Source organism: Halorientalis pallida, assembly GCF_049605515.1.
GTDB classification, from domain to species: Archaea; Halobacteriota; Halobacteria; order Halobacteriales; family Haloarculaceae; genus Halorientalis; species Halorientalis pallida_A.
The window spans coordinates 236,632-253,931 of sequence record NZ_CP187158.1 but is presented as its reverse complement, the minus strand read 5'-3'; the positions used below and the strand labels follow the sequence as shown (position 1 = coordinate 253,931).

General features: G+C 68.7%; 22 protein-coding genes. 16 read left to right on the top strand and 6 right to left on the bottom strand.

What is annotated here, in order from left to right; translation table 11 throughout:
- Positions 1–21: 21 nt before the first annotated feature.
- Positions 22–678 (bottom strand): helix-turn-helix domain-containing protein, encoded by a 657-nt coding sequence (locus tag ACOZ4N_RS02830; RefSeq protein ID WP_424018426.1) that lies wholly within the window; start codon positions 676–678, stop codon positions 22–24.
- A 115-nt stretch (positions 679–793) separates the two neighbouring features.
- On the opposite strand from ACOZ4N_RS02830, the gene ACOZ4N_RS02825 reads away from it, so the two are divergent.
- Both ACOZ4N_RS02825 and ACOZ4N_RS02820 read left to right on the top strand, forming a co-directional pair.
- A complete protein-coding gene (locus tag ACOZ4N_RS02825; RefSeq protein WP_424018425.1) occupies positions 794–1,072 on the top strand; it encodes a DUF2249 domain-containing protein in 279 nt (92 codons plus the stop codon).
- Entirely contained in the window at positions 1,069–1,410 is a 342-nt protein-coding gene (locus ACOZ4N_RS02820) for a hypothetical protein (protein WP_424018424.1), read from the top strand. The genes ACOZ4N_RS02825 and ACOZ4N_RS02820 overlap by 4 nt, the downstream gene beginning before the upstream one ends.
- On the opposite strand, the gene ACOZ4N_RS02815 is transcribed toward ACOZ4N_RS02820, so the two are convergent.
- The 3 genes from ACOZ4N_RS02815 to ACOZ4N_RS02805 are packed head-to-tail and all read right to left on the bottom strand — an operon-like array spanning position 1,407 to position 2,357.
- Positions 1,407–1,706 carry a cupin domain-containing protein gene (locus tag ACOZ4N_RS02815; protein WP_424018423.1) on the bottom strand — a complete coding sequence of 100 codons (300 nt, stop codon included), beginning with the start codon at positions 1,704–1,706 and terminating at the stop codon, positions 1,407–1,409. The genes ACOZ4N_RS02820 and ACOZ4N_RS02815 overlap by 4 nt on opposite strands.
- Positions 1,706–1,933 carry a DUF2249 domain-containing protein gene (locus tag ACOZ4N_RS02810; protein WP_424018421.1) on the bottom strand — a complete coding sequence of 76 codons (228 nt, stop codon included), beginning with the start codon at positions 1,931–1,933 and terminating at the stop codon, positions 1,706–1,708. The genes ACOZ4N_RS02815 and ACOZ4N_RS02810 overlap by 1 nt, the downstream gene beginning before the upstream one ends.
- 52 nt (positions 1,934–1,985) lie before the next feature.
- On the bottom strand, positions 1,986–2,357 hold the full coding sequence (locus ACOZ4N_RS02805) for a cupin domain-containing protein (RefSeq protein WP_424018420.1): 372 nt from the start codon (positions 2,355–2,357) through the stop codon (positions 1,986–1,988).
- Between the two features lie 88 nt (positions 2,358–2,445).
- Here ACOZ4N_RS02805 and ACOZ4N_RS02800 point away from each other — a divergent pair, with 88 nt between their 5' ends.
- The 3 genes from ACOZ4N_RS02800 to ACOZ4N_RS02790 are packed head-to-tail and all read left to right on the top strand — an operon-like array spanning position 2,446 to position 4,348.
- Complete coding sequence (locus ACOZ4N_RS02800; RefSeq protein ID WP_424018419.1) at positions 2,446–3,645, top strand: hypothetical protein; 1,200 nt, start codon at positions 2,446–2,448, stop codon at positions 3,643–3,645.
- A 47-nt stretch (positions 3,646–3,692) separates the two neighbouring features.
- Positions 3,693–4,088 (top strand): hypothetical protein, encoded by a 396-nt coding sequence (locus ACOZ4N_RS02795; RefSeq protein WP_424018418.1) that lies wholly within the window; start codon positions 3,693–3,695, stop codon positions 4,086–4,088.
- Positions 4,085–4,348, top strand: coding sequence for a HalOD1 output domain-containing protein (locus ACOZ4N_RS02790; protein WP_424018416.1), 264 nt, complete (start codon positions 4,085–4,087; stop codon positions 4,346–4,348). Before ACOZ4N_RS02795 ends, ACOZ4N_RS02790 begins: the two co-directional genes overlap by 4 nt.
- Here ACOZ4N_RS02790 and ACOZ4N_RS02785 read toward each other — a convergent pair.
- Both ACOZ4N_RS02785 and ACOZ4N_RS02780 read right to left on the bottom strand, forming a co-directional pair.
- Positions 4,345–4,941: a hypothetical protein gene (locus ACOZ4N_RS02785; RefSeq protein ID WP_424018414.1), complete on the bottom strand. Its 597-nt coding sequence runs from the start codon at positions 4,939–4,941 to the stop codon at positions 4,345–4,347. The two genes, ACOZ4N_RS02790 and ACOZ4N_RS02785, sit on opposite strands and share 4 nt — an antisense overlap.
- Before the next feature lie 83 nt (positions 4,942–5,024).
- On the bottom strand, positions 5,025–5,672 hold the full coding sequence (locus tag ACOZ4N_RS02780; RefSeq protein WP_424018413.1) for a helix-turn-helix domain-containing protein: 648 nt from the start codon (positions 5,670–5,672) through the stop codon (positions 5,025–5,027).
- Positions 5,673–5,891: 219 nt separating this feature from the next.
- Here ACOZ4N_RS02780 and ACOZ4N_RS02775 point away from each other — a divergent pair, with 219 nt between their 5' ends.
- From ACOZ4N_RS02775 to ACOZ4N_RS02725, 11 genes are read left to right on the top strand one after another with little or no spacing between them, the layout of a single operon-like run.
- Entirely contained in the window at positions 5,892–6,494 is a 603-nt protein-coding gene (locus ACOZ4N_RS02775) for a hypothetical protein (protein ID WP_424018412.1), read from the top strand.
- Positions 6,494–7,222 (top strand): ubiquinol-cytochrome c reductase iron-sulfur subunit, encoded by a 729-nt coding sequence (locus ACOZ4N_RS02770; RefSeq protein ID WP_424018410.1) that lies wholly within the window; start codon positions 6,494–6,496, stop codon positions 7,220–7,222. Before ACOZ4N_RS02775 ends, ACOZ4N_RS02770 begins: the two co-directional genes overlap by 1 nt.
- Positions 7,222–8,625 carry a cytochrome b gene (locus ACOZ4N_RS02765; RefSeq protein ID WP_424018408.1) on the top strand — a complete coding sequence of 468 codons (1,404 nt, stop codon included), beginning with the start codon at positions 7,222–7,224 and terminating at the stop codon, positions 8,623–8,625. Before ACOZ4N_RS02770 ends, ACOZ4N_RS02765 begins: the two co-directional genes overlap by 1 nt.
- Positions 8,618–8,797: a hypothetical protein gene (locus tag ACOZ4N_RS02760; RefSeq protein WP_424018407.1), complete on the top strand. Its 180-nt coding sequence runs from the start codon at positions 8,618–8,620 to the stop codon at positions 8,795–8,797. The genes ACOZ4N_RS02765 and ACOZ4N_RS02760 overlap by 8 nt, the downstream gene beginning before the upstream one ends.
- Entirely contained in the window at positions 8,790–11,678 is a 2,889-nt protein-coding gene (locus ACOZ4N_RS02755) for a molybdopterin-dependent oxidoreductase (protein WP_424018406.1), read from the top strand. Before ACOZ4N_RS02760 ends, ACOZ4N_RS02755 begins: the two co-directional genes overlap by 8 nt.
- Complete coding sequence (locus tag ACOZ4N_RS02750) at positions 11,675–12,745, top strand: 4Fe-4S dicluster domain-containing protein (protein WP_424018405.1); 1,071 nt, start codon at positions 11,675–11,677, stop codon at positions 12,743–12,745. The genes ACOZ4N_RS02755 and ACOZ4N_RS02750 overlap by 4 nt, the downstream gene beginning before the upstream one ends.
- A complete protein-coding gene (locus ACOZ4N_RS02745; protein ID WP_424018404.1) occupies positions 12,742–13,566 on the top strand; it encodes an ethylbenzene dehydrogenase-related protein in 825 nt (274 codons plus the stop codon). The genes ACOZ4N_RS02750 and ACOZ4N_RS02745 overlap by 4 nt, the downstream gene beginning before the upstream one ends.
- Positions 13,566–14,267, top strand: coding sequence for a molecular chaperone TorD family protein (locus ACOZ4N_RS02740; protein ID WP_424018403.1), 702 nt, complete (start codon positions 13,566–13,568; stop codon positions 14,265–14,267). The genes ACOZ4N_RS02745 and ACOZ4N_RS02740 overlap by 1 nt, the downstream gene beginning before the upstream one ends.
- A complete protein-coding gene (locus ACOZ4N_RS02735) occupies positions 14,264–15,184 on the top strand; it encodes a phosphate ABC transporter permease (protein WP_424018402.1) in 921 nt (306 codons plus the stop codon). Before ACOZ4N_RS02740 ends, ACOZ4N_RS02735 begins: the two co-directional genes overlap by 4 nt.
- Positions 15,181–16,014 carry a HEAT repeat domain-containing protein gene (locus ACOZ4N_RS02730; RefSeq protein ID WP_424018400.1) on the top strand — a complete coding sequence of 278 codons (834 nt, stop codon included), beginning with the start codon at positions 15,181–15,183 and terminating at the stop codon, positions 16,012–16,014. The genes ACOZ4N_RS02735 and ACOZ4N_RS02730 overlap by 4 nt, the downstream gene beginning before the upstream one ends.
- On the top strand, positions 16,011–17,300 hold the full coding sequence (locus ACOZ4N_RS02725) for a P-loop NTPase (RefSeq protein WP_424018399.1): 1,290 nt from the start codon (positions 16,011–16,013) through the stop codon (positions 17,298–17,300). The genes ACOZ4N_RS02730 and ACOZ4N_RS02725 overlap by 4 nt, the downstream gene beginning before the upstream one ends.

Genomic DNA, 17,300 nt, shown 5'->3' with positions numbered 1-17,300 from the left:
AGACTGTAGGAACGACGAACGTCACTGCGCCTCGGCGATCAGCCCCTCGTCGAGTTCCGCGACGAACTCCTTGACGATTGTCTCCTCGGCGCGGTGTAACGTCTCGCTGACGGTCGATTTCGCCATCCCGAGATGGTCGGCCAGCTCCGTCAGCGAACTCTCCCGCGGCGTGTCGTAGTACCCCTGCTGGACAGCTTCCACCACCAGGTCCCGCTGGCGGTCGGTCAGCAACTGGTCCGTCGAGTCGACCGTCCGCCGGACGTACTCCACGTCGAAGCTCATCCCGAACTGCTCCAGTTGCGAACCGAAGGTCGACAGCCGGTCCTGCGAGGCGGTCACCTCCACGGTCGCGCGGCCGTCGCGGATCTCGACCGGCGGTTCCAGCGGAATCCCCGACTCCTTGACCGAGAACAGCAAGAGCGGTTCGGTCGTCTCGAACTGGATCAGCGTCCGGTCGTCGGACTCGCCGAGCAGATCCAGCGACACGATGGTCTCGCGCTCCTGGATGCGCCGGATCACCTCCGGGAGGTTCGGGCCGCTGAGTTCGACCAGCCCGACGCCGGTCTCCCCGGTCGGGAGCGCCGCCAGCACCCGAAACTCCACGTCCGGATAGTCCGTCGAGAGGTCGCCGATCCAGGCCGCCTGGGGCAGTCGGACGCTCAGTTTCGCTCGTGGCATGGGTTACCCGATACTTGTCGGCACGCCGCCCAGTACGTGTCTCCGAACATGTTCGGTATTTCGTCCGAACTGGTTCGGGATAAGGGTTGGGGGCGGCCTCGACGAACGTTCGAGTATGGGAGTCGAATCCACAGACATCGCCCGCAGAGCCGTCGAGGAGACGGGTGCGCCGCGCTCGGCACCGCGGGAGCGACTGGACGCGCGGGATCTCGGGCCGCCCGAACCGCTGAAGCAGACGCTGGAGCGGCTCACGGAACTCGACGACGACACGGTGCTGGTCCAGCTCAACGACCGCGCGCCACAGCACCTCTACCCCAAACTCGACGACCGGGGCTACGCGTACGGCACCGTCGAACTGGACGCGGCCGTCGTGACCGTCGTCTGGACGCCGTGACCCGGACTGCCGAGTCCGACGCGGTCGGTGAGCGTCCCGGCGACGAGGCCACGGATGTCGCGCGCGCCATCGAGCGGATCGACGACCGCGCGGCCGCCGTCCGGGAGCGACAGGTCGAGCGTGCGCTGGCCGAACTGGAGACGGTGGGCGACCCCGACCCGGAGACACGCGCCGCGGTCCGCAGGCTGGCCGACCGGCTCACCGAGCGGCTTGTCGCGACGCCGAAAGCGGCGCTTCGACGGGCCGCGGATCGCGACGGTGGCGAGAACGAGACGGCGGCGGACCCGGGGGCCGACGACGAGGCCGTCCGCGTCGCGCTGGACCTGTTCGGCGATTAATCCTCGACCCGTCGAGAGAGTACCAGCAGTGCCTCGCTGTCCGCGACGGCCTTCGGGGACACCTCGCGGCGGCCGTCGAACCGGATCACGTCGTCCGGTTCGAGATCGTGGGTCTCGTCGTCGAGGTCGAGCGCGATCTCGCCCGAGAGCAGGTGCAGGACGACCGTCCGCTCGGGGTGGCGGTGGGGATCGACCCGCTCGCCGGCCGCCAGGTCGAGCCGGATCACCAGCGGTTCGTCGAACAGTTTCGCGTGGGGCGACCCGGTCAGTTCGTCGAGTGCGACGGTCTCGGCCATCACTGTTTGGGGAATTCCGCGACGAATTTCTCGGCCTCCTCGCGGCGCACCTCGTAGTTGTCCGCGTCGAAGGCGTCGACCTCGGCCTCCATCTCGTAGTACAGCGGTTTGGGATCGTGGTCGTTGATCAGCCGCAGCGTCTCACCGGAGTCCATCGCCGTGAAGGTGTCCATGATCTTCGGGTGTCGCTCCTTGGGTGGAATCTCGCGCACGTCGATTTCTGGCATACACCGACAGTTCCCACCGGGTCGTCCTCCGGGTTATCCCGAACGTGTTCGGTTACGGTTCGAACTCCCCCTGTTTCAGGCCCCGGCGGACGGGTTCGTGTTCGGCGTCGGTCGGGGGCGGTGCGGTCACCAGCACGGCTTCCAGGCGCTCGCCCTCGGTGGCTCTGACGCCGCGGTCCTGGCCGGCCGGGACGCTCACGACCGACCCCGGTTCGACCTCGTGGTCGGTGTCGCCGTCCCGGACGATCCCCTGCCCGGACTGGACGACGACCGTCACGTCGCTGTCGGGCGCGTGGACCGGGATGAACTGTCCGGGCTCGAAGTACGCACAGACGGCCTTCGAGCGCTCGGTTCGGAAGACGCCCTGCGCGCTGAACTGGTCGTCGGCGTAGTCCCGTTCGCTGTCGAGGTCCGTGGCTGGCATACCCGGAGCTACCGGGGCGGCGGGCCTGCCGGTTGTCCCGAACCGGTTCGGGACCGAGGCTTTTCACACCGGCGTGCGAGACGCCGCTATGTCGACGGCGAGCGCCACAGTCTCCCGGTGGACCCGCCGGTTCGTCGCGGCCGGGGCTTGCTGGCTGGTGCTGTGGAGCCTCGCCGCCCTGGTCGGCCTCCCGCGCCGGACCGAGGTGACCCTCGCGCTCTCTGGCTTCGTCTTCCACACGCTGTTCGGGAAGGCCTACGCGCTCGTCCCCGCCTACTTCGACCGTGAACTGGCCGTCCCCCGCGCGCCGACGGTGCAGTTGCCGCTCTCGGTTCTCGGGACTCTCGGACTCGCCGCGGCGGGCCTGCCGTGGGTCCCCGGACTCGTCGGTGCGTCCGGCGCAATCCTGTGGGCTACCGGCGTCGCGGTGTTTCTCGGGACACTGGCGTGGACGGTCAGGGACAACCTCGCCGGGGCCGAGACGGGAACGGGCGACCACGACGCGGCCCGGCGGCCGGTGGACCGCATGGCCAACGCCGCGATGCCCGTCGCGTTCGCGTATCTGGCTGTCGGAACAGCGGTCCTCGTCACGGCACACACCCCAGTCGACGCGCCGTTCGCGTACGCGCCCCAGCGAACGCACCTGTTCGCGGCGGGAACCGCCGCCCTGCTGGTCTTTTCCGTCGGCTTTCGACTGCTTCCCCGATTCTTCGTCGCCGATCCACCGAAACCGCTGGTCGCGGTCGCACTGTCGCTGGGCGCGGGCGCGCCGCTGATCCTCGCCCTGACGCTGCCAGCGGGGCCGATCTTCCGGTTCGGGGCGACGCTGGAAGCCCTCGCGGTCGTCGCCTTCGCGCTGGCGGTGCTGTGGCTGGTCGTCGAGAGCGACCGCGAGCGCGTCGGTCGGTACGGCGTCGTCCTCGGGGCGCTCTCGGGCGTCGCCGTCGTCGGACTCGGCCTCTCGTTCGCGTTCGTCGGCCTCGATGCGGCGCTCGTGGTGACCCACTACCGGGTCGCACTGGTCGGGTTTCTCGGATTGACCATCGTCGGCGTCGCCACGCAGTTCTACCCGCCGGCCGTCGGCGCGTTCCCCGTCGACGCCGACCGGCTGGCACTGGGCGCGATGGCGGCACTCGCGAGCGGACTCGTCGTCGACGCCGCGGGGCGGCTGGCCGATCAGCCGACTATCGCCACCGGTGGGCTGGCACTCGCGACGCTCGGGACGGTCGGGTACGCGTGGCTCCTGCTCGGCATCTTCCGGGAGCGAGCGCGAGGGGGGCCGGCGTGAACAATCCGGCAAAAATACTTTCAGGGAAGTCCCGACTCAATGGGTATATGCCATCCCGCGAACAGGCCAACGCCGAGATGATCTCGCGCTGGGACGCCGTGTTCCGGGCAGTCAGCGCGGAACCCCGACGACAGATCGTCGTCAACCTGATGGAGGCCCCGCCGGGCCGGGCGCTGTCGCTCCCGCAGGCGGCCAACCCGCCGTATCTGCTCGACGATCCGGAACGGCTCTCGACGGAACTGATACACACGCACCTCCCGTTGCTGGCCGACGAAGGGTTCGTCGAGTGGGACCGCGATCCGTTCTGCGTCGAGCGCGGGTCGGCCTTCGAGGAAGTTGCGACAGTGTTCGAGGCCTTGCACGGCCACGCGGACGAGATTCCACCGCAGTTGACCGAGGGGTGCCAGCGCCTCGAGGAGAAACGGGAGGGTGGGACAGTATGAGCCGCGAGAGCGTCGTCGTCGAACTGGTCCGTGCGGTCGCCGCGGTCGAAGGCGTCGAACCACACGAACTCGACTACTCCCTGTACGACTACGTCGACACGGAGGCTATCAGGTCACTGGCCGCGTTCGACCGGGAGAACTGGTCGCTGACCTTCGAGATCCCCGATCACGAGGTCACGCTCACGGGGACGGGCGAGATCAGGGTCGACGGCGAGGTACGGCGCCAGCTCGACGCCGTCGAGTTCGAGCGACTCGACTAGAACGGCGTCTCCGGCCCCTCTGCGTACCCCTCCTCGCTGGGGACGCCAGCCTGTCCGCCGCCAGCGCCACCGCGCTCGTCCGGGAGTTCCCCGGACTCCAGATACCGCGCCTCGTGGTCGCGCAGTTCCTCGTTGATCACGCCGCTTTTGTGGTGCATCTCGTCGACCCTGACCCGGACGAGGTCGTACTCGTGGCGGTCGGCGAGGCCGTTCCAGGCCCGGAACGACCCCTTCGCGAGCGTCGTACTCTGGGGACAGAACTCAGTCGTCGGCGTGAACTCGGCGACGAGGACGCGACGGTCGCCGGCGTCGGGGCCGTCGGTCGCGTCGCGCTCGCGCGCGTACCGGTAGCCGGCGTCGGGGTGGCGCACGTCGAGGTTCAACCGCGCGAGGTTGTAGCCGAAGGTCATGTCGTAGACGCCGCGCTCGTCGAACAGCGCGCGGGTCAACCGGTGGAAGGCGAGGTGGTCACGGCCGGTCAGCACGTCGTGATCGGCGAGGTACCTGCCGGGGTCGGGGATGCTCTCGGGAACGAACGCGTCGTAGTCGTCGAAGGTCGCGTCGTCGCCGGAGAACGGCGAGGGGATGTTCATACTGACGGGTACGGCCAGCCGCGCCGTGGGTGCAGTCCCGAACTGGTTCGGGTGGGGCTGGCCGCGTCCAGCGGCCGGCCGACTCAGGTCTCGTCGGCAGGCGCGCCGAACAGCGCGGCCATGAGCTTCGTCTGGGCGGCCGCGAGGTGTTCGGCGAACGTCGAGGGGGCGACCCCCAGTTCGGTCGCCACCTGCTCGGCGTTGGCCCCTTTCGGCCGCTCGAAGTAGCCCAGTCGGTGGGCGGTCCGCAACACTTCACGCTGTCGGGCGGTGAACGTCGCCTTGTCGACGAAGACTGGTTCGGAGTGACTGCCGGTCCCGTCCGAGCGCCGGAGCGACAGGACCGTGACGCCCTGTTCCCGTTCGCGCAGGTCGGTGACGACCTCACGGAGGACGTCCAGATCCTCGGAGATGAACGACAGTTCGATGGTGCCGTTCTCGGCCGTCACGTCCCGGACCGGACAGCCGTACTCCTCGACGCGCTCGCAGGCGCAGTCCTGTTCGGCCCGACGCTCGACTCGGTGGACCGCCTCCGAGTCGTAGCTGAAAATCCGTTCGCCGGGAACGTCGTCCCCGGCGACCGACTCGTCGGTCGTCACCTCGACGGTGACGGTCCCGTCGACCGGCTGGCCCTGCGAGACCGACCGAACGCGACCCCCGGTACTCATCGGCGCGACCGGACAACAGTTCGGTTCCCTGACCGCGACGGTCGCGAGAATCCCCTCGACCATGGCGAACCAGTTGCACGTGCCGGGACTAAACTGTTACCCCCATTTTAAAGGCCCCCTATTCAGTGGGTCGTCCTCTAACACCGGGGACGGACCAGGCACACGTATCCACGCGTCGACACCGACCCAGCGGGCTGGCGGACCGACAGATGCAGGGACGGCGTGGGTGTGTCCCCTCGTGGTCGGCCGGACCGGGTCGCGAACTGACTGCACGATACCACCATGCAAGGGAAAACCATCGTCATTCTGCTCGTACTGCTGGCAGTGTTGCTTCCGACGTGGTACGTGGCGGCACAGGGTGAGCCGCCGTCGGAGGAGATCGAGATCGACCAGAGCGTCAACGAGATACGCCCGCTGGGCGGCTTCGTCGATACGCCGACGAAGCTCTCGCCGAGTCAGGTCGGCGTGGTCGTCTGGGTCGCGCTGTTCGGACTGGTCGGAACCCTCGCCTTCTTCCACCGGTTCATGAACCGCGCGGCGAGACCCGACGAGGGCGCCGAGGCCACGGTGACCGAGACGGCCGCCGATGGCAGGGAGGCGACCGACGGGGGTGTCACGCTCCCCTGGATCGAGACCGAGGACCGCTGGCTCGTGGAGTATCACCCCTCCAGCGACGCCATCGAGGGCCTGATCGCCATGGGTGGGCTGACCGCCCTGACCATCGTGTTCGCCGCGCTGTTCACCGGCGAGTACCTCACGCTGGCTCGCACCCAGTACTTCGGCGTCTACGCGTTCGGGATGTTCATGTCCCTGACCGGCCTGACGGTCTCGTACTACGCCTGGTTCATGCCCCACCTCAAGGTGGCCGAACGGAGGGGTCACTGATGAGCCGCGACACGCCTTCACCGGACCTCGGGCAGTCCTACCCCGAACCCGACGAGGACGAGGGAGACGCGGACGACGGCGGGCCGGGCGAATCCGGATGCCCCTGTTCGGCCGGGGGTGGCGACGCCGACTCGGCCGGGCCGAGCCTCTACCAGGACTTCTACGGCGACGCCCGGGCGGAGATGGAGCGTCGCGACTACGCGAAGGCGCTGGCGACCATCGGCGGGCTGACCGCTATCGGGAGCCTCACCGCGCCGCTGGTGGGGCTCTCCCGGGTCTTCGAGCGGGAGTACACCGGCCCGATCTACTCCGACGGAGTCGCGCTGGTCGACGACGCCGGCGAGCGCATCGCCGAGGACCGCCTCGGCGAGGGCGAACAGCTCACCGTGTTCCCGGAACCGCGACCGGGGCTGGCCGACGCGCCGACCCTGCTGGTCCGGTTCCCGGAGGACGCCTACGGCGGCGACACCAAGTCGGCGTTCACCGTCTCGGGCTACGCGGCCTACTCGAAGGTCTGCACCCACGCCGGCTGTATGGTGGCCGACCGCGACGGGCAGACGCTGGTCTGTCCCTGCCACTCCGGCCGGTTCGACCCGCTCTCGGGCGCGGCGGTCACCGGCGGGCCACCGCCGACGCCGCTGCCACAACTCCCCATCACGCTGTCCAGCGAGGGGTATCTGGTCGCCACCGGCGACTTCGAGGGGCCCATCGGCCCCGGAGGTGAATGATGGGGCGACTCGACCGCATCTACGGCTTCTTCGACGACCGGCTGGACCTCGAGGAGAGTCGCTCGTTCCTCGGGAAGGCCTTCCCCGCCGAGGACTCCTTCTTGCTCGGCGAGGTCGCGCTGTTTTGCTTCCTGATCCTCGTGCTGACGGGGATGTTCCTGGGTTTCTTCTTCGAGCCCAGCACTTCCGAAGTCGAGTACGAGGGCAGCGTCGCCGAGTACCAGGGCGAGGAACTGCCCGAGGCGTTCGTGAGCGTCCTGAACATCACCTACGACGTGCCGTTCGGGATGCTCCTCCGGCGGATGCACCACTGGGCGGCGCACCTCTTTATCGCCTCCATGGCCCTGCACATGTTACGCGTCTTCTTCACGGGGGCGTACCGGAACCCGCGGGAACTCAACTGGCTCGTCGGGACCGGGCTGGCGGGCACGTCGATGTTCGCGGCGTACACGGGTTACGCGCTCCCCTTCGACGAGTTCGCCAGCACGGCGGTCGGCATCGGCTACAACGTGGCGAAGTCGGTGCCGCTGATCGGGGAGACGCTGGGGCAGATCGTCTTCGGCGGGAGTTTCCCGTCCAGTGCGACCATTCCCAGGCTGTTCTTCCTGCACGTGCTGGTCTTGCCGCTGGTGATCGGCGGCCTGCTGGCGTTGCACATGCTGATACTGATACGCCAGAAACACACCGAGGCCGAGCGGGACGGCGACGTGGCGGGCCGGGAGCCGGTCGACCGGGACGACGACAGCGTCGTGATCGGTCTCCCGGCGGTGCCAAATCAGGTGGCGGTCAGCGCCGTCGTCTTCTTCCTGACGCTGGCGCTGCTCTCCCTGCTGGCCGGCTTCCTGCCGGTCCACAACATCGCCGAGTACGGCCCCAACGATCCGGCGTCGACGCCGTCGCTCATCATGCCCGACTGGTTCCTGATGTGGGGCTACGGGTTCCTGAAGCTCGTGCCGGCGTGGCTGAGCTTCGATTTCCTCGGCATTCACGTCAGCGCCGAGTTCGTCGGCGGCCTGCTACTGCCGGGCCTGGTGTTCGTGGCCGTCGCGGTGTGGCCGTTCATCGACTACCACGAGGAACAGACCCACTTCGCGACCAGCCCCCTCAAGCGACCCTGGCAGACCGCGGTCGGCGTCGCCGGGGTGACGTTCATCATGGTCGCCTCCATCGCGGGGATGGACGTGATCGTCGCGGACATCGTGGGCTCGACGACGGCCGCGATCAAGCCCTACCTCCTGGCCGCGCTGTTTGCCGTTCCCATCGCGTCGGGGCTGATCACCTACGCCGTGTTGCGCGGTGGCGAGGAGGACCCGCCCGCGAGCGGGGAGAGCGCGGCGGCTGACGGCGGCGTCCCGGAGACGAACAGCGCGGGCGGCGGACCTGCGGAGGACACCGATGACTGAGATCACGTTGAGCGCACGGCGGTATCGCTGGCTGGATCGGGCGAGCAAACTCTGCGGGGTCGCGCTGATCGCGGTCGGCCTGGAGGTCGGCGGCGGCACGGCGGCGGGCCTCGCACTCGCGGCACTCGGAGTGCTGTGCGGACTGGCAACTGTGGTGATGACGGATGAGTGAACGACACGACACGACCGACGAATCCGACGGTATCGAGGCCGCACGCCGGGACTTCCTGAAGGGACTGGGTGCGGCGACCGCGGTCGGGGTCACCGGCTTCGGTCTGGGACAACAGAGCGAGATGGACAGTTTAGAGATCGTGGACGATCCCATCGGCTCCTACCCCTATCGGGACTGGGAGGACCTCTACCGCGAGGAGTGGGACTGGGACTCGAAGGCCCGGTCGACCCACTCGGTCAACTGCACAGGTAGTTGCTCCTGGCAGGTGTACGTCCGCAACGGCCAGGTCTGGCGGGAGGAACAGGCCGGCGACTACCCGCGATTCGACGAGAGCCTCCCGGACCCGAACCCGCGGGGCTGTCAGAAGGGGGCCTGTTACTCGGACTACGTCAACGCCGACCAGCGCATCCTCCACCCGCTCAAGCGCGTGGGCGAACGCGGCGAGGGCCAGTGGCAACGGATCTCATGGGACGAGGCGCTCACGGAGATCGCCGAGGAAGTCATCGACACCGTGCAGGCCGAGGAGTACGACGGGATCAGCGGGTTCACGCCGATTCCGGCGATGAGCCCCGTCTCCTTCGCCTCCGGCTCCCGCCTCGTGAACCTGCTCGGCGGTGTCAGCCACAGCTTCTACGACTGGTACTCGGACCTGCCGCCGGGCCAGCCGATCACCTGGGGCACCCAGACGGACAACGCCGAGAGCGCGGACTGGTACAACAGCGACTACATCATCGCGTGGGGCTCGAACATCAACGTCACGCGCATCCCCGACGCGAAGTACTTCCTCGAAGCTGCCTACAACGGTACCAAACGCGTGGGCATCTTCACCGACTACTCACAGACGGCGATCCACACGGACGAGTGGATCAGCCCGGAACCGGGCACCGACACCGCGCTCGCGCTGGGGATGGCCCGAGTGATCGTCGACGAAGGGCTCTACGACGAGGCTCACCTGAAAGAGCAGACCGACATGCCGCTGCTCGTGCGAGAAGACACCGGAAAGTTCCTCCGGGTCGACGAGGTTCCGGGCCTCACCACCGACGCCGACCGGCCCGACCAGATGTTCGTGATGCAGGACGCCCAGGGCAATCTCCGGGTCGCGCCCGGGTCGCTGGGCGAGCGTGACGGACAGTACGACCCCAGTGAGAGCATCTCGCTGAATTTCGAGCCCCAGTTGGCCGTCGAGCGGTCGGTGCAGACGACCGACGGGACCGTGCAGGTCCGCTCGGTCTGGAACAACCTGAACGACGAACTGGCGAACTACACGCCCGAGTACATCTACGAGGAGACGGGCGTCGGTCGCCAGACCCACCAGGAGATCGCCCGGGAGTTCGCCCAGGCCGAGAAGGCCAAGATCATCCACGGCAAGGGGGTCAACGACTGGTACCACAACGACCTCGGGAACCGGGCGATCCAGTTGCTCGTGACGCTGACGGGCAACCTGGGCGAACAGGGCACCGGCCTCGACCACTACGTCGGCCAGGAGAAGATCTGGACGTTCAAGGGCTGGAAGAACCTCTCGTTCCCCACCGGGTCGGTCCGGGGCGTGCCGACGACGCTGTGGACGTACTTCCACGCCGGCATCCTCGACAACACCGATCCCGACACCGCGGCGAAGATCCGGGAGTCAATCGAGAAGGGGTGGATGCCGCTGTACCCCTCCGAACGCGAGGACGGCACCCGCCCCGATCCCTCGATCCTGTTCTGCTGGCGTGGCAACTACTTCAACCAGGCCAAGGGGAACGTCGCGGTCGAGGAACAGCTCTGGCCGAAACTCGACCTGGTCGTCGACATCAACTTCCGGATGGACTCGACGGCGATGAACGCCGACATCGTCCTGCCGGCCGCCAGCCACTACGAGAAACACGACCTCTCGATGACGGACATGCACACGTACGTGCATCCCTTCACCCCGGCGGTCGAACCCCTCGGCGACTCCAAGACCGACTGGCAGATCTTCCGGGAACTGGCCGCGAAGATCCAGGAACTCGCCACCGAGCGCGGCGTCGATCCGGTCCCCGACCGGAAGTTCGACCGCGAGATCGACCTCCAGAGCGTCCACGACGACTACGTGCGCGACTGGCAGACCGGCGAGGCGGGCGCGCTGGCCGAGGACAAGGCCGCCGCGGAGTACATCCTCGAACACTCCGAGGAGTCGAACCCGTCGGACACCGACGAGCAGTTGACTTTCGACGAGATCGACGAGGAGCCAAAGCGGTTGCTCGCGACGGGGGATCACTGGACCTCCGACATCGAGGACGGCGAGGCCTACACGCCCTGGAAGCGCTACGTGCAGGACAAGGAGCCGTGGCCGACCTTCACGGGTCGCCAGCAGTACTACATCGACCACGACTGGTTCCTCGAACTCGACGAACAGCTACCGACGCACAAGCAGGGGCCGGTCCTGCAGGAGAAGTCCGAGTATCCGCTGGGGTACAACACGCCCCACGGCCGGTGGTCGATCCACTCGACGTGGCGCGACAGCACGAAGATGCTCCGCCTCCAGCGGGGGGAACCCGTCGTCTACATCAACCCGGACGACGCCGCGGAGCGCGGCATCGAGGACGGAGACACGGTCCGAGTGTACAACGACCTGGGTTCCGTCGAGGTGCAGGCCAAGATCTACCCCAGCAGCGAACCCGGGACGGTCCGGCACTTCTTCTCCTGGGAGAAGTTCCAGTACCCGGACCGTGACAACTTCAACACCCTCGTGCCCATGTACATGAAACCCACCCAGCTCGTCCAGTACCCCGAAGACACCGGCGAACACCTGCACTTCTTCCCCAACTACTGGGGCCCGACCGGCGTCAACAGCGACGTGCGCGTGGAAGTCGAGAAAGTCGACGACGGTACCGGCAGTCAGGGAGGTGACGGCCAGTGAGTTCCCAGTCCGACGGCAGCGGCACGCCCGAAGACGTGGACCTCGCCGAGGGTGTCGACCACCAGGTCGCGATGGTGATGGACCTGAACAAGTGCATCGGCTGTCAGACCTGCACCATCGCCTGCAAGACCAACTGGACCGAGGGCGGCGGCCGCGACTACATGTACTGGAACAACGTCGAGACCCGCCCCGGCTCGGGCTACCCGAAAGACTGGGAGGAGATGGGCGGCGGCTGGAAGTCGGAGGAACACGCAGAGCGCCAGCCCGGCCAGCTCCCCGACAAGGAGGCGTACGGCCGCGCCTGGGAGTTCAACCACGAGGAGATCTTCTACGAGGGCAGCGACGAACCCCTCCGCCCCATGGACGGCGCGGAGTGGGGTCCCAACTGGGACGAGGATCAGGGAGCCGGCGAGTACCCCAACTCCTACTACTTCTACCTGCCTCGCATCTGCAACCACTGCACCCATCCCTCCTGCGTCGAGGCCTGCCCTCGCAGTGCCCTCTACAAGCGCGAGGAGGACGGCATCGTCCTCGTGGATCAGGACCGCTGTCGGGGCTACCGCTACTGCGTCGAGGGCTGTCCGTACAAGAAGGTGTACTACAACTCGGTGACGAAGAACTCCGAGAAGTGCATCTTCTGTTACCCCCGGATCGAGGGTGAGGGGCCGGAGGGTGAGGTCAGGGCACCCTCCTGCGCGGAGGACTGTCCGCCCCAGCTCCGCATGGTCGGCTTCCTCGACGACGAGGACGGCCCGATCTACAAGCTGGTGAAAGAACACGAGGTCGCGGTCCGGCTCCACCCCGAGTACCGCACCGAACCGAACGTCTACTACATCCCCCCGTTCGCCCCGCCACAGCACTCGGAACGCGGCGAGAGCCTCGATTCCGAGCGCATTCCCCGGAACTACCTCGAAGAACTGTTCGGTCCGGAAGTCAACGAGGCGCTGAACACCATCGAGCGGGAGCGCGACAAGGTCGAACGCGGGGAGGAGAGCGAAGTGATGGACCTGCTCACGACGGAGAATCCGGCGAAACAGTACCGACTCGAAGTCTTCGACGAGGAATGACCATGAAACACAAAGAACTCACGCTGGCGGCCGCGCTCGCGGTGGCGCTGGTCGCCACGACGGTCGCGGTGCCGGCGATGGTCGATGCGCGACCGGCCTTCGCGGTGCCGGTCCACGACGCCGACGAGAGCGCGGCGCTCGACGATCCGGCCAGCGAGGACTGGGACGCCGCGCCCGCGGCGACCCTGCACCTGGCCAGCGCGGAGAGTGGCCTCCCCAACGCCAGTTCGACCAGCGTCGAGCAGGTGGACCTGCAGGCCGCCCGCTCGAACGGCCAGCTCTACCTCAAGCTCAGCTGGGCGGACGCGACGAGAGACACGTCGACGGCCGAGGTGCGGCAGTTCGCCGACGCCGTCGCGGTCCAGTTCCCGGTCAACGAGAGCGCCCGGCCGCCCATCGCCATGGGCGGGGCGAGCAACCGGGTGAACGTCTGGTTCTGGCGGGCGGACGGCACCAGTCAAGAACTGCTCGCGGGCGGCCCAGGCTCGACGACGCCGCTCGATTCGACCCTCGGGAACGCCAGCCGCTACGAGAACGGCACCTGGGAGGTCGTCCTCTCGCGGGACCTCTCGTCCGGCGGGGCAAACCGCACCGAGATTCCCGACGATCAGGACCTCGACGTGGCCGTGGCGGTCTGGAACGGCTCGAACGGCGAGCGCTCGGGCGTGAAAGCCGCCAGTAGCTGGCACTACCTGGCGCTGGGCGGTGGTCCGCAGGGCCCGCCGTACGAACTGCTGCTGTGGGCGGTCGCCGGCGCGGCCATCGTCGTCACGACCCTGGTGACCGTCGAGGGCGTCCGGCGAACGCGAGGTGAGGCCTGATGGCGGCCAACGAGGCGCCCGGCGGTCCGGGCCAGTTGGCCGGCGAAGTCGACACCGACGCGGGCGCTCGCGGCGCGATCTACGCCCTGCTGGCGGCCGCGTTCGATCAGCCCGACGAGGAACTGTACCGCGCCATCGACACCGGCGCCTTCCGCGATGAGGTCGCGGCGCTGGTCGACCGAACGGATCTGGACGTGGAGGTGCCCGACTTCGAGACCGACGACGACTACGAGAAACTCTGTGCGCGGTACAACGACCTGTTCGTCATCGGCTTCTCCGAGGTCGTCGACGCCACCGACGGAACGATGGCCCACGAGGAACCGCCTGTCTCGCTGTACGAATCGTCCCACCGGCCGGAGGTGTCCTGGAACGACGTGAATCTCGACCTGGCGCGGGCCTACGAGTACTTCGGCTGCCAGGTCGATCAGGACGAGCGCGACAACCACGATCACCTCCAGTTGCAACTGGAGTTCATGGGCTATCTCTGCCGACGGGAGGCCGCGGTCGATCCGGACGTGGCGGCCGCGCGACTGGACTTCCAGGACCGCCACCTTCGGGTGATCAGCGAGGCCGTCGCCGACGCCCTGGCCGCCGAACCCGGCACGGAGTTCTACGGCGACCTCGGCGAATTCCTCGACGACTTCACCGCCGCCGACGTGGAAGACCTGGCCGCCCGCCGCGAGGGAGGTGGGTCGGCGTGAGCGGCGAATCGCCCACCGCAGGACCGACCGCCGAGACTGCAGAGGCCGAGGAGAGCCGGGATTCGTCCCTGCTGTCCGCCCTGGCTCGGATCGACGTGGACGGCGACCGGGCCGCGCTGTGGGCCGGCGGTGCGGCCCTCACGGTCGTCGCCGCGGGCCTCGCGGTCAGAATCGCGCACAACGCACCGTTCGATCCGCTGGCGGTGCCGGCCGTCGTCTTCGACGCGCTCGCGGTCGGGACGCCGCTGGTGCTCGGCGCGGCACTGTTCGCCGTCGCGCTCACGACGACCGATCCGACGCGGCGCGTCGGCCTGCTGTTCGCGGGTGCGTTCGGGCCGCTGGCCACGATCTCGCCGGCGGCGACGCTCCCGGCCGTCGCGGGCGTGATCGGCGGCGGCGCGCTGGCGCTGGTCGGCTCGCTGGAGCGACCGACGACGTATCGAGAGGGTCGACGCGCGGCCGTGGTCGTCGGGTTCGTCGTGGCGGTCGCCGTCTCGCTCTCCCGGGCCGTCGGTCTGCTCGATGCGGGCATGACCGTCGGCGCGGGGCTGGCGCTCGTGGCGACCGCCGCGCTCGCCCTGCTCGTGCGGGTCGACCGCGTGGCCGCGCTGGCCGGACTGGCGGCCGCGGGCACCCTCGTCGCGGCTGCCGTCACCATGCCCTACCTTGCGGGGAGCGTCCTGCTCGTCGGACTGGGCGTCGTGGGCGTGCCGCAACTGCTGGTCGCACTGGCGCTGGGCGGCGGCGTCGCCGCGGCCGTCGCGGGCCTGCGCGAGGGGGTACCACTGCTGGCGGTCGGCGCACTGCTGATCGTGCTGGCGGGCGTGCCCGCCGCGCTCCCGCGGGTGATGGCGGTCCTGCTGGGGGTCGCGCTGGTGACGCGCGCGACCGCCCAGCGCCCGGAGGTGAGAGCGTGAGAGACCCCGAGGAAGCCACAGACGGCCCGCCCGACCCCCGAACGCACCCCGAGCAGAGTCCGGGCTTCGGCGAGAGCCCGGAGGGCCTGGAAGACATCGAGGTGAGTCGGGACATCACCATCGGCGACGCGACGCCCCGGGAACTCCAGGCGACCGATCTCGCGCCCGTCGCCGACGCCTCGACGGCCGAGAAGATCGAGGATCTGCTGGACGGCGATCACGTCGAGCGCCGGCGGGCCGCGCTCGCGCTGGGCGAGGAGCGTCCGGAGGAGGCGGTCCTGGACGCGGTGATCGCGGCGACGAACGACCCCGACGACGACGTGCGCCAGTTCGCGGTCGAGTCGCTGGCGGAACTGGGCGGCGAGCGGGCCGCCGCGGCGGTCGTCGAGACGCTTTCCGACGACGACCCGTGGGTGCGAGCCGAAGCCGTCGTCGCCCTGGACAACATCGACCGGATCGAGTACGCGGACCGCATCGAGGCGGCACTCGACGACGACCACCACGCCGTCCGCCGGAACGCCGCCATCTCGCTGTTCAAACACCGCGGCGAGGACCTCCTGCCCGTCCTGCTGGAGCAGTCCCGGGCCGACAGCGAGCGCCTGCGGGAGTGGGCCGCCCACCTCATGGCCGGGATCGAGGACGACCGGGCGACCGAGCGCCTGACCGAACTGGCCGAGGACGACGACGAGCCACAGATCGTCAGGAGTACGGCGGCCCGGGCCGTCGAGGCCGATCCCGGGAAGTTCCGGCGGCAGTTCACCGGCGGGATCGAGGGCGAGAGTACGGCGTTGCCGGGCGAAGACCGGCTCAACCGGAGACCCGATCTATGAGTTCAGAGGACACCACCACGACCGAACCGCTCACAGACCGCGTCGAGGCCGCGCTCCGCAGGGTGCGGGACCCCGACGCCGACGTGAACGTCTTCGAGGCGGGCCTGATCGACGACGTGCGGATCGACGGCGGCGACGTGACGGTCCAGGCCGACCTCTCGGAGTTCCCACCGAGCGAAGGGCAGGCCGTCACGTCGACGATGATGCGCGCCGTCTCCGACGTGGACGGCGTCGAGCGCGCCCACGTCGAGCAGGCACCTCGTTCCGTCGACACCGAGGACCGCGAGGTGGGCGTCGAGCGGGCCGACCGCGTGATCGCCGTCGCCAGCGCGAAAGGCGGCGTCGGGAAGACGACGGTGGCGACGACGCTGGCCTGCGCGCTCGCGGCCGACGGCGACGACGTGGCGCTGTTCGACGCCGACATCCACGGTCCGAACGTGCCCGAACTCCTCTCGGTCTCGGGACCGGTCCAGAGCGACGACGAAGGGCACCCCGTGCCGGTCGACGCGAGCGCCACCGACGCCGACGATTCGGCGGGCGACCTCGAAGTGATGAGCGTCGGCCTGATGAACGACAGCCAGCCGCTGGCCTGGCGGGGTGCGATGGCCCACGACGCCCTGACGGAACTGTTCGAGGAGACGGCGTGGGCCGGGCCCGACACGCTGGTGATCGATCTCCCGCCGGGGACCGGCGACGTGGCGCTGACCACCCTGCAGGAAGTGCGGGTGGACGGCGTCGTCTTCGTGACCACGCCGTTCCACGCCGCGGTCTCGGACACCCATCGTTCGCTCCAGCTGTTCGAGGAGAACGAGGTCCCCGTCCTCGGTGTGGTCTCGAACATGGGCGAGTTCGTCTGCGACTCCTGTGGCGAACACCACGACCTGTTCGACGGCGACGACCCCATCGACGCGCTCGACGCACCCGTCCTCGCCGAGGTCCCGTTCACCGGCGACATGCAGTCCCGACCCCGACCGACCGCCGACGGTGTGCCAGAGGTGGCTCGCGAACTCGGTCGAGCCGTCGGCGACCGGATCGAGGAGATCTGGACCGTCGAGGTTCCCGAGAACGCGGTCGACCTCCGAGGGGTGCCGCCGGAGGAACGCCGCGACCGCGTTCGTGACGCCTTCGAAGGAATCGAACCCGGCGAGCGGTTCGAGGTCGTCAGCGACCGGAATCCCGGCCCAGTCCGGGAGTTTCTGGAAGAACAGCTAGACGGCGAACTGGCGACGTTCCAGGTCAAACGGCAGAATCCGGAGACGTGGCGGTGCCGGACCGAGAAACCCTGA